The organism is Pseudomonas sp. MWU12-2020 (assembly GCF_023100605.1).
GTDB lineage: Bacteria > Pseudomonadota > Gammaproteobacteria > Pseudomonadales > Pseudomonadaceae > Aquipseudomonas > Aquipseudomonas fluorescens_H.
This window is the reverse complement of the sequence record NZ_JALMEX010000009.1, coordinates 101,226-118,243: the sequence shown is the minus strand read 5'-3', so window position 1 is coordinate 118,243 and position 17,018 is coordinate 101,226. Positions and strand designations below refer to the sequence as shown.

16 protein-coding genes and 1 pseudogene are annotated in these 17,018 nt (G+C 52.2%); 7 read left to right on the top strand and 10 right to left on the bottom strand.

Annotated features, from left to right (window positions below; genetic code table 11):
- Positions 1-92: 92 nt before the first annotated feature.
- Positions 93-686: a nitroreductase family protein gene (locus M0814_RS20310; RefSeq protein ID WP_003222603.1), complete on the bottom strand. Its 594-nt coding sequence runs from the start codon at positions 684-686 to the stop codon at positions 93-95.
- 165 nt (positions 687-851) lie between these two features.
- On the opposite strand from M0814_RS20310, the gene M0814_RS20305 reads away from it, so the two are divergent.
- Both M0814_RS20305 and M0814_RS20300 read left to right on the top strand, forming a co-directional pair.
- Positions 852-1,301 carry a YcgN family cysteine cluster protein gene (locus M0814_RS20305; RefSeq protein WP_103485621.1) on the top strand — a complete coding sequence of 150 codons (450 nt, stop codon included), beginning with the start codon at positions 852-854 and terminating at the stop codon, positions 1,299-1,301.
- 35 nt (positions 1,302-1,336) lie between these two features.
- A complete protein-coding gene (locus M0814_RS20300; protein WP_103485620.1) occupies positions 1,337-2,566 on the top strand; it encodes a hypothetical protein in 1,230 nt (409 codons plus the stop codon).
- 354 nt (positions 2,567-2,920) lie between these two features.
- Here the strand turns inward: M0814_RS20300 and M0814_RS20295 are convergent, their stop codons facing one another.
- The 3 genes and pseudogenes from M0814_RS20295 to M0814_RS20285 form a co-directional block, all read right to left on the bottom strand.
- On the bottom strand, positions 2,921-3,298 hold the full coding sequence (locus M0814_RS20295) for a DUF2892 domain-containing protein (RefSeq protein WP_103484410.1): 378 nt from the start codon (positions 3,296-3,298) through the stop codon (positions 2,921-2,923).
- A gap of 82 nt (positions 3,299-3,380) precedes the next feature.
- Positions 3,381-3,851, bottom strand: coding sequence for an RNA methyltransferase (locus M0814_RS20290; protein ID WP_007911337.1), 471 nt, complete (start codon positions 3,849-3,851; stop codon positions 3,381-3,383).
- Between the two features lie 192 nt (positions 3,852-4,043).
- Positions 4,044-4,187, bottom strand: a pseudogene (locus M0814_RS20285) (HNH nuclease family protein); the annotation flags it as partial.
- Positions 4,188-4,318: 131 nt separating this feature from the next.
- Between M0814_RS20285 and M0814_RS20280 the strand changes: the two are divergent.
- Genes M0814_RS20280 through M0814_RS20265 form a run of 4 tightly spaced genes read left to right on the top strand, consistent with a single transcriptional unit; the run spans position 4,319 to position 10,190 of the window.
- Positions 4,319-5,653, top strand: coding sequence for a hypothetical protein (locus tag M0814_RS20280; RefSeq protein WP_146774717.1), 1,335 nt, complete (start codon positions 4,319-4,321; stop codon positions 5,651-5,653).
- 37 nt (positions 5,654-5,690) lie between these two features.
- The gene (locus tag M0814_RS20275; protein ID WP_247868525.1) at positions 5,691-7,634 is read left to right on the top strand and encodes a hypothetical protein; all 1,944 of its coding nucleotides are present in this window, start codon (positions 5,691-5,693) and stop codon (positions 7,632-7,634) included.
- Complete coding sequence (locus M0814_RS20270; protein ID WP_047598120.1) at positions 7,634-9,667, top strand: hypothetical protein; 2,034 nt, start codon at positions 7,634-7,636, stop codon at positions 9,665-9,667. Before M0814_RS20275 ends, M0814_RS20270 begins: the two co-directional genes overlap by 1 nt.
- Complete coding sequence (locus tag M0814_RS20265; RefSeq protein ID WP_146774715.1) at positions 9,642-10,190, top strand: hypothetical protein; 549 nt, start codon at positions 9,642-9,644, stop codon at positions 10,188-10,190. The genes M0814_RS20270 and M0814_RS20265 overlap by 26 nt, the downstream gene beginning before the upstream one ends.
- 249 nt (positions 10,191-10,439) lie before the next feature.
- Here M0814_RS20265 and M0814_RS20260 read toward each other — a convergent pair whose 3' ends face one another.
- Together M0814_RS20260 and M0814_RS20255 are read right to left on the bottom strand one after the other, a co-directional pair.
- On the bottom strand, positions 10,440-12,251 hold the full coding sequence (locus M0814_RS20260) for a DUF4209 domain-containing protein (protein WP_047598123.1): 1,812 nt from the start codon (positions 12,249-12,251) through the stop codon (positions 10,440-10,442).
- Positions 12,252-12,345: 94 nt separating this feature from the next.
- Entirely contained in the window at positions 12,346-12,642 is a 297-nt protein-coding gene (locus M0814_RS20255; protein WP_047598226.1) for a helix-turn-helix transcriptional regulator, read from the bottom strand.
- A gap of 84 nt (positions 12,643-12,726) precedes the next feature.
- On the opposite strand from M0814_RS20255, the gene M0814_RS20250 reads away from it, so the two are divergent.
- Positions 12,727-13,155 carry a hypothetical protein gene (locus M0814_RS20250; RefSeq protein WP_047598124.1) on the top strand — a complete coding sequence of 143 codons (429 nt, stop codon included), beginning with the start codon at positions 12,727-12,729 and terminating at the stop codon, positions 13,153-13,155.
- Positions 13,156-13,602: 447 nt separating this feature from the next.
- Here the strand turns inward: M0814_RS20250 and M0814_RS20245 are convergent, their stop codons facing one another.
- The 4 genes from M0814_RS20245 to M0814_RS20230 all read right to left on the bottom strand — a co-directional run bounded on the left by M0814_RS20245 (position 13,603) and on the right by M0814_RS20230 (position 17,016).
- A complete protein-coding gene (locus M0814_RS20245; RefSeq protein WP_047598125.1) occupies positions 13,603-14,148 on the bottom strand; it encodes an arsinothricin resistance N-acetyltransferase ArsN1 family B in 546 nt (181 codons plus the stop codon).
- A gap of 140 nt (positions 14,149-14,288) precedes the next feature.
- Positions 14,289-14,999, bottom strand: coding sequence for an aquaporin (locus M0814_RS20240; protein ID WP_103484411.1), 711 nt, complete (start codon positions 14,997-14,999; stop codon positions 14,289-14,291).
- 69 nt (positions 15,000-15,068) lie between these two features.
- Positions 15,069-16,118: an arsinothricin biosynthesis methyltransferase ArsM gene (arsM, locus tag M0814_RS20235; protein ID WP_047598128.1), complete on the bottom strand. Its 1,050-nt coding sequence runs from the start codon at positions 16,116-16,118 to the stop codon at positions 15,069-15,071.
- Positions 16,119-16,134: 16 nt separating this feature from the next.
- Entirely contained in the window at positions 16,135-17,016 is an 882-nt protein-coding gene (locus tag M0814_RS20230; RefSeq protein WP_047598129.1) for a hypothetical protein, read from the bottom strand.
- Positions 17,017-17,018 lie beyond the last annotated feature (2 nt).

Here is a 17,018-nt window from a genome sequence, read left to right as displayed (position 1 = left end):
CTCGCGAAGGGGGAGTGTCAGCCAACATCATCGTTGTCTGACACAGCGCTTTCGCGAGCAGGCTCGCTCCCACATTTGTTTTTTGTGCTGGCTTACAGGGTGAAGTTGCCTTCAGCCACCAACTCGCTCAGCGGACGACGCGGGCTCGGCGTTTCACGGGCCTGCAGGTACTCGGCCAGCGTCGCCTTGTCGCCCAGCTTGCCGACAGCGACCGCCGCGTGCAGCGCATAACCTTCCGGAATATTCAGCTCCTTGCGGGTCAGCTCCTGATCGAAACCGGCCATGCCGTGGGTGTGCCAGCCGCTGATGCTCGCTTGCAGCGCCAGGTGGCCCCAGGCCGAACCGGTGTCGAAGGTGTGCCACAGCGCCGGGGTTTCTTCGCTGGCGCCGGGGGCGGTGAAGGTGGTCTTCGAAATCACGATCACCAATGCCGATGCGTGCTGCGCCCAGCTGCGGTTGAACTCGTTCAGCAGACCCAGGAAGCGCTCCCAGTTCGGCGTATCACGGCGCGCATACAGAAAGCGCCACGGCTGCGAGTTGTAGGCCGATGGGGCCCAGCGTGCGGCTTCGAAGAAGCTCAGCAGGGTTTCTTCCGGGATCGCTTCGCCGGTGAAGGCGCGGGGCGACCAGCGCTCGGTGAACTGCGGGTGAATGGCGTAATCGGCAACGCGAGGGTTGGCACTCATCGAAAGATTCCTTGCTGTGTTTGAGTCATGAATTCGTGGCAAAACCCTACTGGGCGGCGATTCGCCTGACAAGCGGGATTTACCGACAGTCGCCAGCGCTTGGCCCGCAAGGCCGTGGGCACTAGACTGGCGGCCTTTTCACCACCTGATGTTGATGCTTGAGCCATGGCCGCCAAAGTCGAACCGTTCTGGAAACGCAAAACCCTCGAGCAACTGGATCACGAGGAATGGGAATCGCTGTGCGACGGCTGCGGTCTGTGCTGCCTGCAGAAACTCGAAGATGAAGAAGACAACAGCGTCTATTACACGCGCATCGCCTGCAAACTGCTGGACCTGAAAACCTGCCAGTGCAGCGACTACCCGAATCGCATCCAGTTTGTCCCGGACTGCATTCAGCTCACTCCGGGCCAGGCCGAAGAATTCAAATGGCTGCCGCCGACCTGCGGTTATCGCCTGGTCAGCGAAGGCAAGGACCTGCCGCTGTGGCACCACCTGGTGTGCGGCGACCGTGACGCGGTGCACCACGAACGGATTTCCCAGTCCGGGCGCATGCTCGCCGAAGGCAGCGTGCCGGAGGATGACTGGGAAGATCACCTGATTTTCCGCGCCGGTTAAGCACCAAGGGTTCCAGGATTCAACAAGGAGTGTGTATGGCTGGGGGATTGCTGCGGGCATCGCTGATCGGTCTGCTGGCGCTAAGCGCGCCAGTGTGGGCGGCGAAGAAAGTCGATCTGGATTACCACGTACGCCTGCTGCCGCAAAGCGATCAGGCCGAAGTACGACTGACCCTGGCGAAAGGCGAAGCGGTGCGCAGTCTCGATTTCGACCTCGGCGACGGCAGCCACTACAGCGACTTCAAGGCCGACGGCCAGTGGCAGTTGACCCCGGGCAAGCAGGCACGTGGCCTGTGGTGTCCGAGCGGCGACAAGGCCAGCCTGACCTATCGCGTCAGCATCAGCCACGGCCGCAAGAGCGGCAGCTTCGACACGCGCATGACCCCGAACTGGGCTTTGCTGCGCGGTGATGACCTGGTGCCGCCGGCCAGGCTCGATCAGCAGGATGGCGTCGAGCTGGTGTCGCGCCTGCAATTCGAACTGCCCAACGGCTGGCAAAGCGTCGAAACCGCTTGGCCGCGTATCGGCAAGAACAAATTCCGCATCGACAATCCCTCACGGCTGTTCGACCGCCCGACCGGCTGGATGCTCGCCGGTCACCTCGGCAGCCGCCGTACGCGACTGGGAGAAACCGAAGTCACCGTGGCCTCGCCGCAAGGGCAGGGCATGCGTCGTATGGACGTGCTGACCTTGCTGACGTTCGTCTGGCCGCAGGTGCAAGCGGTCTATCCCCGGCATCCGAAAAAACTGCTGATCGTCGGCGCCAACGACCCGATGTGGCGCGGCAGTCTGGGCGCACATGAATCGATCTACTTGAACACACGTCTGCCGCTGGTTAGCGAGAGCGGTAGCAGTGCGCTGGTGCGTGAGCTTGCGCAGGTGTTCGGCCGGATCAACGACGAGCATCGCAGCGACTGGATCAGCGAAGGGTTTGCCGAGTATTACGCGATCGAACTGGTACGCCGTGCGGGTGGCATGAGCGATGAGCGCTATCAGGCGTTACAGGCGAAGCTGAACAGGGAAAGTCAGAAAGTCACGACCCTGCGCGGCGAACAGATCAGCCCGGCGCAAGTTGCCAAAGCGGTGGTTGTGCTGCAGGAACTCGATCGCGAGATTCGCTTGAAGACGCGCAACAAGCGTTCGCTGGATGATGTGTTGCGCGGGGCGATGCATCTCGGGACGGTGGACACCAAGGCGTTTGTGCAACTGGCCGAGAATGTTCTGGGCGAATCCTCGAAAGTTCTCGATAGCGCATTGCTTCAGTAATACCGCTTTCGCGAGCAAGCCCGCTCCCACATTTGATCGCATTCCAACTGACGGAATCCGGTTCAATGTGGAAGCGGGCTTGCTCGCGAAGAGGCCAGAAGCCTCAACGAAAATCTCGAATCAAACCCCGGTTTTTGGTGATTTCACCGATGATCGCATTCCAACTGACGGAATCCGGTTCAATGTGGAAGCGGGCTTGCTCGCGAAGAGGCCGGAAGCCTCAACGAAAATCTCGAATCAAACCCCGGTTTTTGGTGATTTCACCGATGATCGCATTCCAACTGACGGAACCCGGTTCAATGTGGGAGCGGGCTTGCTCGCGAAGAGGCCAGAAGCCTCAACGAAGATCTCGAATCAAACCCCGGCTTTCGGTGATTTCACCGAATCATTGCCAGTCACCGTGGCCGTGCTGGTCGCTGCCTCGGCATTGGCCTTGAGCTTGCTCAGTTCTTCCCCGGCCCGTTCGATCTTCGCCCGGACGTTGTTCATGTCCTCACGGCTTTTTTCCAGCAGGCTTTTCATCGAGCTGTGCCCGGTGATGCCACGGGCCATCGCCACGCCGCCAATCGCCACCTGAATCAGACCGAACACGCCGCCACGGCGCAGGCCCTTGCCGACCATGATCACGCCACCGGCCAGCGAGCCGATGCGCTCCCAGCCCTGTACGTTCTGCTCGGTCGGGCTCTGGAACGGGGTGGAATCGATACGTTGGAGGCGTTTGAGTTCGGTCATGATCTGTCTCCCAGGCAATGTGCAATAGATAGATAAGCTGACTGCCGCAGCGGCCGGCTCGTTCCATCGAATGTGCGACGTTTCAGCGGAATTTCGGCCCGGAGCGAGTATTCAGGCCCTTGGCCATGCGGTCGTAGAGCACGACGTTGACCGTGGCCGCCAGATTCATGCAGCCGGTGGTCGGGATGTACACCACGTCTTCGCACCAGTCGCGGATCTCTTTATCCAGCGAGCCGTCTTCCGGGCCGAAGATGTACAGCGCACGATCCGGATGGGTGTATTCCGGCAGCGGGCGGGCGCCCTCGACCAATTCCACGGCGACCGGGACGCAGTTGAGCGGGAGGATTTTTTTCAGGTCGTCGATGCCGATTAGCGGGATGTCGTAGTGCACGCGCTTGGTGTCGGTGACGAAATCGGCGGCGCGTTCATAACGCTTGCCGGTGTAGAACACCGACGCCACGCCGTAACAGCCTGCGGCGCGCATCACCGAACCGACGTTCTCCGGTGATTTGGGGTTGTACAAACCAATGCAGCTGTAACGTTTGTCTGCCACGAGCGGGGTGCCTTCGGGAAAAAGAGGGCGATTATACGGGGATTGGGCAGTTGTGGTCAGATCAAGGATTACCGGTGCCCGAACGGCCGCCTTCGCGAGCAAGCTCGCTCCCACAGTGGTTTTGTGTATGACACCGATCCAGTGTGGGAGCGAGCTTGCTCGCGAAGGGGCCAGTCGGGCCAATGAAGAACTTTAATCTTCTTTTTTCATCAGCCCGGCGAGGGCGGCAAACGGGTTATGCGTGGCCTTGGCGATTTTTGGCGTGCTCAGCGAGCCGTCGCCGAAATATTGCTGGTCGGTGTAGCGCGAGTGTTCATTGTCGTGGCAATACAGGCATTTCTGGCAGTGCACATATTTGGTATGTGACTCCGTCTTTGTTGATCTTCACTTTTAAACTCTGATCTGGTTGTCGTTGACAGGTCACCTGAGTGAACTAGCCTCTGAGGATGTGCCCTGGAGGATTTTCCATGCGAGTAATTTTTCCAGCCCCCGACAGAATGCATACGCTTGGGTATCCAAAGCTTGCGTATGTGCCTTTTCTAATAGCTGACGATGGAAGTTACCCAGTTGAAGCGAATCGCTACTTGAGAGAGAGGGCCTGTCTTGAGTGGAGGCCCAAAGTTGGATACGGGGAAGAGCGCTTTCGTTTTAACAGAAGCCTAACGATTAATAGCCTTGACGCGATGGCTCGTCGGCTGATGGAGTTTCTCCTGTGGTGCAATAAGCAAAAAAATTCCAACGCTTGGCGTGAAGTTACTTACCAAGATGATTTGATAGACAAGTGGCAGGTGGGGATGCTTGATGGCTCTGCTTCGCGTAGTCAAAAACGGCTTTCCAACGAAACAGTAAACGCTAGAGTTGCAGAGGCTTGTTACTTCCTAATTTGGGCGGCTGAGCGAGGCTACAGAGAGAGTTTTGATGCTCTCGTCAGCCTAAGAGGAAGTCAAAATCAAAAATTACGGCGGCGAAATAATCTAGGATCTGTGCGAGTGGCGGCGCTTCCTCCAGAGAGAAGCAGATTATCCCTACCGACAGAGAAGGCACTATCGAAGTGGAAAACACTTTTAAAAATTCGTCATGGCGAAGTAATGTCGCTTTTTGCTGAGTTTCTCATTAAGACTGGTGTAAGGATCAGTGAAGGTATTGGATTGAGAGCTAATGATCTGCCAGGGAAAAATTTTGGGGAAGATAAAAATTCATGGCGAGATGATTGGGTCGCCGCTGGTGAGGTGCCGTGCACGATCTGTATGGGTATTAAAGGCCCCAAAGTTTTCCGCGGAAGCCAAGAGAGTGTTACATCTCGGCAGATATATATACCGATTGAGCTTGCTGATCGGATGGATAACTACAAAAGAGAAGGTCGTGCGACTCTAATATTGAGGTGGATCACTAGCGGAAAAAGTCGGATAGATCGAGATCGCAGAAAAAAAATCGCTAGGACCGATCAGTTCTGGATAGGTAAGCGCGGACGCCCGCTTACCGCAGGATGGGTTCGTCAGGCATGGTCATCTGTTGAATGTGGTCCGTGGAAATGGAGCCCTCACAGAGCTCGGCATGAATTTGCTGTAAACACTATTGTGGATTATACGCAGAGTCTTATTGATGTCGCTAAAATTCCTGAAATTCCTAGCGCAGGATGGCTTCATGGGCTCATGGCGGGCCAAGTTCAGATCATATTGAGCCCGCTGCTGGGCCATATAGACGAAAAGACTACGATGATTTATCTGGCAGCAGCTCGCGAACGCTTGTTGTCAAGATTTGTTCATCCAGTTCTAATTTGGCAAAAAGAATGTGATGAGTAAATTCTATTGATTGATGCAGTTCGCCGAGGCGGTGATTATGGAGTCTCGTTTTTTAATAAGAAGTGAGCATAAAGACTATGTTTCGGCGTCGGCGTGCGTTGATTTTGGAGAGTTGTGGTTAGGGGGAGAAAGTGCGAAATCTAAAAGAAACGGGAACTGGGCGGGGGGATTTAGCGGGCGTCCAGGCCTGGCTGAAGATATATTTGCAGCAATTAAGGTTATTGCTGTAACTAGGCGTCCCCAGGCGATTAGTGGCCTTCTCCACGAACTTCGATCTTTCTGGCGCTTTTTAGATGCTTTTGAAAGGTATCTGAAGGAAGCAGATGGTATCCGAAAAGTCGATGGCATCGCTATGATTGAAACAATCCACGGACTGCGGTGGTTGAGACCTGCTGATGGTAGTTGGTGCGCCGTTCGACCGGAAAAATATAGATCCGTACTTCTAATACTTCAAATGAGCCGGCGCTCAGCAGGACTGATGCCTTTACATTGGCCTGCGGCTAAAAATCCTAACAGGATACGTCGTGTTGATACGCCCTCCAGAGCGGAGGGGGTTACGATGATCAAACTATTAACGCGGAAGGCACATGCTATCTGGAAAAGGTGGGATGATGCAGATTCAATGGCAGAGCAAGGAAAATCGCTTGTAGGATTATCAAGGGAAGAACTAATAGCCGGGAATGTCACCGAAGCTGACATCCACGCAACGTATAGGGAGGTAATAAAAGTTAGTGGCGAGCCCGCGCCAGTTATGAGTACAGTTGCTAAGATAGTGGGATTTGGCAAAACTTTACCACGCTGGTGGCCAAAAAAACAGCTCGGCCAACCAAGAGCAGGCCAAGCTATTAATGTTGAAAATGACTTGTTGCCTGGTCTATATCCCACTGGGCAAGATATTTATTGCCTGGCATTGTTGTTTATGGCAAGAACTGGGTGGAATCCTACTACTGTATTTGCTCTAGATTGTTCAAGCGAACAAACGTGGTTTCGTAAGTATGGTGAGGACTACGTATGGATTCATAGTTATAAAGCACGAGGGAGAGAATGGCAAGATACTATCTCTCCTGTAAAAAGTACATCCCACTGCTTTCAAATAATCCAGAAATTGTTACATCGAACCGCGCCTCTTCGAGAAAGATTAAAGTTTGATGCGGGTCGTAGTAAATTCCCTGAATTAGCCGTTAGGTCTCCTTGGTTGTCAATTAATGATTCTACGACAATAAGGGTTCTTAGTGATGAGAACTTGAGTCGTATGCGAGGGTTTTTATCAGATCTTGTTCGTGCCTATAATAAAAATGCGATAGATAAACTTCCTGTGTTTAGGCCGTCTGATTTTCGGGATGTTTTCGCTGAAGTTGCTCATAGGACAGGTGGTTACTCTGTTTTTCTAACTCAGATAGCGCTGGGGCATAAAAGTGTTAACACCACTAGAAGATACCTTCGATCTCTAGCTTGGCGTAAGGAGTCGGAAAAAGATTTGAATAATCTAATTACTACGGTATTTGAGCAGATTGAGGTGCATCGTGTCATCGACTTTGCTCTATTGCGGGCGTCAGTGGACGGTATAAATGTAACAGAAGAGCAAATTGCTAGATTAGCGGCATATCGAAAGAACCGGACTTACAGCGGAATGGGTTGTACAACTCCTTTGAATCCTCCGGAGTCGATAGACCCGCTCCATCCAAGGGACGGGACAGCCGTCTGCGCCCAAGGTCAGAGGTGTGCTAGTTGCCCTAGAGGAGTAGTGTTTAAGGATAGTTTATCTCACTTGGCTAAGTGTCTGGCTGAACTGGAGTGGAAAAGAGGTAACGTCGGAGACGTTCGCTGGTATGAGTCGTCGGATAGTATAGATATGGAAATGATTCAAGCTACTCTGAAGCAGTGGCCTGAACCGGAGGTGACGCAGGCTGTATCACAGTGGAGGCATAAGATTAATATTGGGGAGCACCGGATATTGATTGCGGCAGCGGGAGTGCACTAATGGGTGGCTTTGTCTCGCCTTTATACGAGAGCCGCCGTGACGCTCTCAATGAAAAATTGAAAGCTGATGACCTTCTCAATATGGGAGTTCGGGATCTGCTTGACGTTCAGTATGCTCTCGGAGCTGGAGGTTCGTGGGGGAAGTGGGAGTTCCCTCCAGAATTTATGCCTGATGGACAGTTGCGAGGTTTGTCGCGGCGCAGTTGTTCGATCGAACAAATAACTAGTGATTCGGCTGTCGACGAATTAAAAATATCGCAGGCATGGACTGAAATCATCCGCTACGGAATAGTAAGATCCATTATGCCGGGCGCACGGGTCATCGCAAAGCCCTCCACAATAATGTCTGAGCTGCACTTGCTGATTAGGCTTGCAAGAAAAATAGTTGAACAGCCCTACAGCGCCACGATGTTTTGGAGTAACGCTGCCAGTAGGGAGCTTTCCAATATGAGTTCGATAGGGAACTCCATTGTTGATACGCTTAGGAGGTTTAAAGAAAGGGGCTACATATCTGACTGTTTGCGGGAGGAACCGCAGGTTGAAGGAAGAGCGGTAGAACGTAATCGTTATAACGAGGCTGTGCCCGACCAGAAATGCCAAAAGAGCGAAGCCTGGCTTCCGCTTCCTGATAAATTCACAAGCGAATGCGGGTGGAGATCAATTCGAATTATTCGATTGTTAGGACCTACTTTGCTTGCGGCATTGGAGGAAGCGATGCTGGTACCCGTCAGGAAACGACAGGATGGGGGAGATCTACATCCGAGAAATCAGCAGCTTGCTATCGCAGAGGCACGCGATGCGGTGATTTCCGGTTGGAGTTGGTTAAGTAAAGATGGCTCACCAATAGAGTCTTTAGAGTTGGATCTCTTGGTGAAGGAAACAAAAAACAGAGGTATGGTTCTCAGTGAAAAATTACCTTACCTGGCGTGGCCCCCGAAAACCTTTGCTGACGCGTGGGGTTTATTATCCGTACTTCAAGGTGCTCATCTTTTTCCGATATGCTTAGCAAGTGGTCCTAGGGCGTCAGAGGTATGTGGGTTTACAGTAAATTGTCTTGAAGAAGTTTCTGGTATTGGGCATAGAATTGTTGCGAAAACTTATAAGTTGGTAAACGATTTCGGAGGGCGACAAAGAGATTTTTGTGCGCCTGAGCTGGTTGTTGACGCTCTGCTGCAGCAGATCCGTCTTGCTCAGCTTGTAAAACAGCGAGCGGGTGTGTGCGGAGATCATCTGTGGGTTCATACTCGGACGTTTGGACGCGGTTTAATGGGGGAAAAGCATCTGCTGCTAACCCGGTTTATTGATGATTACGCATCCAAGATTGATGTCAGGCAATTCCTAGATAATTCAAGTCGCGTGCATGTCCACCGTTTTCGAAAAACTCTTGCACGTATCGTTGCTCTATCATTGGTCAACTCGCCAATAATTCTTATGGACTGCTTTGGTCATGAGGATTTAGATATGACTATTCGCAGTTATATTCTCAGTGATGAAGGGATTGCGCGTGAGGTATTAAAAGTTCAGAAAGAACTGGTGATTCTGATGGCTGTGGATGTGATCAATGATTCGGAAAATTTAGGTGGTGCAGTTGGTGAACAGCTACGAAATCGGAAGTCAAACTTTTTACAGCTCTTAGGTAAATCGGAGTTTGAGCCTCAGGATGCTTATGAATTTGCTGCGCGGGAAACATTTGATGGGCGATCGTGGATTATGGTTTCCCCGGGAGTGTATTGCACACTGCCGACTGGCAGCGGTGGGTTGTGTGCCAAGGGTCAGGGAAGAACTAATCCCGCATATTGCCAAAGCGGATGCCCATTCCAGTTGCTAACTGCCGCCCATCAAGAAAAGTGTGATGATGCTGTTGCGGAAATTATTATGAACTTGCAAAAGGCAATAGATGATGAGGAGGACATGATTGTTTCACTGTGGGCGGGCCAATTAAAAAATTGGCTCCATCGGTGGCCACAAGTAGAGAAGAAATGGCGGTCGCATCCGCTAGTGGAGGCGTATGGTCAAATCCAAGTCAAAAAATGATATCGTCAATGGTTCTTTAATTGCGCATGCTAAGTCTCGTTCAGATGCAGTCAGCGTAAAGCTCCATAAAGCTATGGCGACTATTGAACTTGAATTAGAAAGTAATGATGGCATCTACCCCTTCAACAAGGGCAGGCTATCAATGGCAGAGGTTTGTCGTCGCGCTGGAATACACAAGATTACATTGCAGGGCGAAGTTCATAAATTAACCAGTAGGGTCATATTAAAAGAGTGGCTAGAAACACTGGAGGAACAGCTGGTTAAAGGGTCCAAGACTGTCCGGCGCAAGGTTACATGCAAAATTGATGATTGGAAAGAAAGGTATACTGATTTGGCTAGATCTTATAACGAGATTTATGCCATTGAAATTGTATCTCGAGATGCGAAGTTGGAGGAGGCGCTGCTAAAAATAACTCAGCTCGAAGAAGAGTTGCTCATGCTGCGAGTGCAGTTGTCTGATAAGGCAGTAGTGTTAATTTCTGAATGCAGGAAAGGTACCGTTAAGACTCTTGACCAGAAGTAGGCGGTATAGGGAGTCGCGCATACGCTAAAATTATAGCGGCTCTGGGGGCGTAGGAGTGATTCTCAACACCTCGTCCAATATCTCTTTAATAGCTGGAAATGCGGTCGCGCCTCCGCATTTCCCTGCCTCTCAGCCTTTTTAGCGTTCAAAGTGTCAGAGATCCTATTCTTGAAGTCCATGATGGAGAATAAGTAGCCCTTTCCTATTTGATATCACTAGCTTTGTGGCATGCCATTTACCTCATCTTTTTTAGGTAGAAGCTGAGGCGCTAGACTCTCGCTGCACAATTTTCGATGTCATCACGCAATATCTCAGCAGTAGCCACCATGCGAATATGGCGTCTGTGCCAAAAAGGCCTTCATCATCAATCAGCCCATGTGCTACTTCGTTACGTAAATTCGTGCCGAGGGGATCAACGAGTAAACCTTGAAGCTCGAATATGCCATCTGCGCCGAAGACTTGAAGCGCTTGGGGTGTTTCTAGAAGTACACCTAATGGCCTCTCTGGCTGCACGCCACCAGGTTCTAGCATGGAGGTGGCACCGCCCATCGACTCCACAACATGACGAATGATTGCTTCGAGTTGTGGTATCACAAGATGCGAAGCAACGAGCATATCCCCGTGAAAACCTGCCACTAAAGCACGTAGAACGCTTTCCAAATGTCCTGGCGGGATCCAAGGACTATGCTGAATCAAGCCTAATATATCGATCCGATCCGGAAAGTGCGCAGCCAGTATCTCAGTTCGAGCGGGGTCCAAGGCGCCCTGTACTGTAAGACCTCTCCCCAATCGGGCCGTGCTAAACATCCTCCAACGAAGCCCGTCATGCTTGGGATCATCAGCTGCGTCATCAAGGCCAGGAGCACGAGCGACCACTCGACCGCGAGAGTTAACGATCTCGCTAGAAATCATACTGCCCAATATTGAGACGCGCGCCTGATCTTTGACGTCCCGGATCAGTTTTTCAATTGATGGAGGCTGTGCCATGCGAATCAAGGTGATGACAGCGTCATGCAAGCTTTTATTACGGACCGCCGCCCTGGCATTTATAACCATCTTGGTAAGATCGATGCTGGTCGAAATCGGCTTAAAATCATCCAACGACTCTTTCTGCAGTTTCAGCAGATGATCATGCAACTCTGTTGCACGTTCACGCCCACCAGGGGCTTGGCGCATGGCTTCTACTGCATCAGACAAAATTGACGCAGCGGTCATAGCTCCACGTCCAGTCTGTATTCGCGCTAGGTCAGACTCTTTAACTAAAGACTCTGCTGAATCTCTGAGTGCGGCACTTTCTCCCTCCACATCACCTGCAGCGCGAAGGCAATCCGCTGCCAGTTGATAATAGTCTTTCGCGCGCCAGTAATTTTTTTCTGCATCAGCGATAGTTGCTGCCACATGAGCGTACTCGGCGTACTGCCTCGGCTCACCATGTTTGAATTCCAGCAGTAGTCGTGTGAGGCGCAATGTTAGATAAAGAGGATCCTTTCCTTTGTGCCGATGCAGCATCGCCTCGATTTCGTTTAGCACTTTTAGCCGCAGCTCGGCTCCGCCTTTACCCAGACCTGCTGATAGGCGCAATGATCGCTCCAAGCGCTCAAGGCATTTCGACCAATCAGTTGGGCTTTCAAGTCTTAACGCCGACTCAAGATACGCGTCTATAGCGCCCAGAGCGGCAGGAAATGAGCGAGCTTGAATCCATATCAGATCCAACAATCTTGCTCGAATCTCGGGGTCTTTAAGAGTCAGTGCCCAGGCTAACAGTTCTCGTAGATTGTCTTTTGGGAAATCTGTCGGAATGGCGCTGCGACGACCGCCCATAACAAACATTGGGCCAAAAGGCTCAGAAGGCTGATCTGCGTGAAGCATCATAGACAGCGAGGCACCAATGAAGCGCAATCCTTCCAGTTGAGCAGGGCTCCACCGACCATCTTCCTTTTCCAGGCGGGAAATTACGCTTTGAAAACTGAGGCAGTCTAAGTCCGTGAAGCCCTGTAGCAGACTGTCCAAGTCGAGAGATGACAGGGTCTCTTCCGTGATGAGTTGCCAATTTAAAGGCATGCGTTGTCTCCATGTAAGTCTGTCGAAAAAATTTACGGTAGTTAGAGGGCATGGTGAGCCGCTTTGGGTCTCATGGGGCATACCCTCGTGTCCCTTATCTTGGGGTAGACCAAGGGGGAGCCATGATTTCGATCTCTTCGCGAACTTTTTGCAACAACGTGTCTGGGGAGACGCCATCCCGCTCTGCGTATGTGCACACCAGCAATGTTATGGGATGGATGTTCAAAATGGGCGCCAAGGCCTCTAGTCTCTCGATCGTTGGAGAATGAATTCCGCGTTCCAAGGTGCTGATGTAGGTACGCCCACTGACGTCGGAGAAATCCTCTTGGCTGAGTGCGTTTCTAGTCCGGCACCATCGGAACACTTTACCGAAAGCCTTTTTCAGTTCCATTTGCTCAATCCGCAAAAGGAACGATGAAGCCGTTTTGAATAGTATATCGCTACACAGTATACTGTTCATTTTGAGGCGTTTTGTATGTTCATTTCCGATAGCAAGGCGGAAGTCAAAGGTCTCGCATCGTTGCTTGAGCCAGGTCAGCGTGCTTGGCACGTCATGTTGAAGCCGCAGATCTCGCCTTGGTATCACGCCACCATGATCAGGTGCGATGAAGGCTTCGAGACCCGCCATGTGGTTTTTATCGACTCATTGCCGACACTCATTCATTTGGTGGCGCAGCGGCAAGACGAGACGCGGCTGGAGTCGCTTCAGCTCGTATCACCTGCGTGGCTGAATGGACATCAGTGCTGGGAAATGGATGTTCTGTTAGAGGTAGCTCAAAATCCTGAGGAAGGATCTGCAAGACTCTCCCTTAAGGATGGCAGGGTCTTATATTTTCCAGACGTTGCTCCTATCACACGGGATGGCAATTTTAAAGTGATTTACCGCTTAGCCACGGCAGTGTGACGCAAGAATCGTGGTTAGCTTTATGGCAGCCTCTGACGGATAAATGATTATTGGTTAGGTAGGAAATTTCGCACCATACAGAGACAAGGAGGCTTTTGCTCGATGCCTACTCCGACTCACTTTGTCTCGACCCAAGTGGCAGAGGAAATAGCCAAGCTCTAGAAGGATAATTTGCCGGGCCCCGCATGGAGCTTGGCTTTTACGCGTCTTGTTAACCATTTTTTTTCGCTGTAAACCACAGTGGTTAACAATGAAAAAAAGTGGTTAACAAGGTACTGTTTAGGGTGGTTTTCGAGTAATGCCTGCAATAAATAATGGTTGTCAAAGCTATGGTCGCCTCCATGCATCAGGCGACCGCAATTCTTTATGTGTGCCCGATTTAAATCCCAGCGATCCATCCCAACGCATACGCTGAAAACAGGAGTCGGGAATCTCCCATCTTTATTTCTACTCGCCTTTTACTTCGCTGAACGGGATGATCTCGTTAGGCGGCGTGACGGCACAAAGCGGTTTGCGCCAGTAGCCCACGCTATGCCATTGGTCATGTTTGAACCCAACCTCAGGGTAAGTGCCAATGTGAGTGAAACCGAGCGTTTCATGAATACCTATGCTTCCCGGGTTGGGTAAGGCGATGCCGGCATAGGCTGCATGAAACCCCTGTTTCTCGAGGAGCGGTAGAAGTCGCTGATAAAGTGCACGACCAATTCCTTTTCGGTGTACGGCTGGGTCGATATAGACGGTGACGTCTACCGACCAGCGATAAGCTTCCCTTGCTCGATGCTGACTTGCATAAGCGTATCCAACGACCTTGTCTTCCACCTCTGCTACCAGATAGGGATACGTCGGCAGTGTTGCGGCTATTCGTGCGGCCATCTCATCAACAGTCGGTGGTATCAGCTCGAACGAGATGACCGTGTCCAAAACCATTGGCGCGTAGATAGCCTGGATGGCGGAGGCATCAGCGGGTGTGGCAACCCTCACGTTGTAATTCATGTCTTTTCTTGCTGCCCCTGTGAAGAGTTGTGTTTGAAGGGCTGACCCATGCAAGGCCCAGCCCTTCAGAATGTCGCGATAGAACCGTGAACTTTCCTTCAAACGGGCTCACCGCATCCACGTACCGCAGAAAGCACCGTTCACTGAATTGGGAGCTTCTGTTCGTGGAGACTACGCTGCGGGATATCTACGACGACGTCTTTGCCACCGAGAACCTTCGCCAGGAACAGTGCCGTTAGCCCACCGAACAACTGCGCAATGATAAACGGCGCTACATCTGATATCCGTATCCCCGAGAACGTATCGGTGAACCCGCGAGCAATCGTCACCGCCGGATTCGCAAAGCTCGTAGAGGACGTGAACCAGTAGGCTGCGACAACATACGCGGCAACCACCTGAGGCACTTTTGCTTTGTGATATTTATCGCACAGCAGAATTGTCAGCACCAATCCCGACGTTGCCAGGTACTCACTGAACCACTGCGACGGCCCGGTACGAACATGATGGGAGAACTCGACCACAGGCAGCTCGAACATGAAATGCGCAGCGAATACTCCGAAGATTGCACCCGTTGTTTGAGCCGCCACGTAGGGGCCCAGTTGCTTACTGCTCAGTCCTCCGCGTAAATAATCGATTACAGAGACCACCGGGTTGAAGTGCGCACCGGAAAAAGTGGAGAAGCACACGATCAGTACATACAAGCTCGCGCCAGTTGCCAGTGCATTGGCAAGAAGCGCTAGCGCATCGTTACCGTTCGCTAGGCGCTGACCCATGATTCCAGAACCAACTACGGTGCACAGCAGAACTGCTGTACCGAGAAACTCAGCCAAGATCTTCCGTGAAGTACTCATTGGATAGGCTCTATGAGGAGAGATTTTAGGGGTAGCGGCTACTGAGCTGGCTCGTAGCCGCAGACGCTGTTACGAGCAGCAGGACTTGGGCTTAGCGGGCTGACTTCCCTCCACGACATACAGCGCATCGTCTGTGGAAAGGTAGGCATCCTGTGAGGCCAATTCAGTGGGTACACCGCGCTTGTAAACCCTGCCACTATCTCCGGTGAGTTCGCGGCCGGGCCCTCGGTAGATTACCGTCGCAGGTGTCCCATTCTGAACTTCGGGTTTGGTACCGGTGACAGTGACGGAGTAGAACCGTACAGAGCCAATTCTCTTGGTTGAGGCGTCGTTCCTGGCCTCAATCTTTATTCCCGTCAGACCGACCTCCTGAAGCTGCTTGTAGAACTCCTGCTCCTGAAGCACGCCTGAGTAGCAGGCCGACCACAGCTTGGTGTCTCGTTTCAATTCGTCAGGAATGGCGATATCTGAAATGTTGTCAGATATCGCGAAACGTCCACCTGGTTTAAGCACCCGAAAAATCTCAGCAAAAACGTTCTGCTTTTCGGTCTCGCCAACCAGGTTGATCACGCAGTTCGAGATCACCAGATCGACGGACTGACTTTCGACAAGAGGCTTGGACTGGGAGCTATCGCTGATGAACTGCTCGAAGTTTTTCCACGATGCCCAATCAGCACAAGGCTCCGTACGCAGGCGTTCCTCGGCCAGCTCCTGATCGATTTTCAAGTTGCTCGCGGAGGCCTTGTAGAAACGCAAAGGTGCGCTATCTGTTGCCTTCTGAAACGCATTCGCTTCTTCACGAGCGATCTGCAACATGCTTGGGTTGATGTCGATACCAAAGACAGCGCCCTTACTGCCAGCGATTTGGGCAGCGACGTAGCAATTCAGACCAGCCCCTGACCCTAAGTCCAGGACGACATCACCCTCACGCACATACTTGGTCGGGTTACCGCACCCGAAGTTGGCCTCGATGATCCGCTTTGGAATGTTCTTCAGGTACTGGGCACCATAGGCGTCGCTGCAGCAGCTATCAGTAAGCTGCGATTCAAGGACAACGTTGCCGTTGCTCAACGCCTCGGTGTAGTCCGCGATGATTGTGTTTTCAATTGCAGAAGTCATTACTCACATCTCCCGTTTAGCAGCACGAAGTACCATCAGCGCAGCACGATTCCTCGGCAGAGCCTGCGATGGGCACAAGCCCTTTGGTGACCTTGGGATCCCGGATTGAAGGCGTGTTGCAGTCGAAGAAGCCGCTCTTCTCCAAGGCTGGCTCGACATAGCAACGCACGGGGATGAATTGGCCTTGGTAAGGCGCTGACATCAGCAGGTTGAAGGTTTTCTCACACACCGCTGTACGGACGCCACGCTGGTAGGTATGGCCGTCGTCGTCGACCGTATGCTTCCAGGGACCTTTGTAGATAACGGCATGCCCCTGGTCGAGGCAAACGCCGGCCTTACCTTTGTATGCGCTCACGGTGAACAGTCGGAACTCAATGCCATCCTGAATGGAGACAGGCACTTCGGATGCCAGCTCATAAGTGATGCCATGAAAACCCGCTTCGCAAAGCTGCTCAGCAATAGCAGACTCTGTGAGCACGTTGCGGCACTCCAACCCCTCAACTGTGAAGGCCCTGAGCGATACGGCTTTCTCATCAGACAGAATCGCCGGGAATACCAGTCGACCATGACGTTGCAATCGCTCGTAGAGCGATTGCGCGATTCGGCCAAATTCGGGCTCAGCATTGAACCCTTCCCAGTAAATGTTCGCGAACACGGCCGCAGCGGGATCGGCTCCATTCGCACTCGAACTGAACGCTACGCCATCAGCCTGCCCCAACTGGACTCTGAGTTCGTCATAGCGGCTCGCGGAGCAGATGAACAGAGTGTCTTTGCCATCCTTCAGCGACCTGTTCAATGCCTCGTTATGCGCGCGCCAGGCAATATGGCCCGGCACCTGGAGACCATCAGTTTGGTTGGCCAGCCTGAGAGCTGCCTGCAACAAAGTAAGTGACGACATCT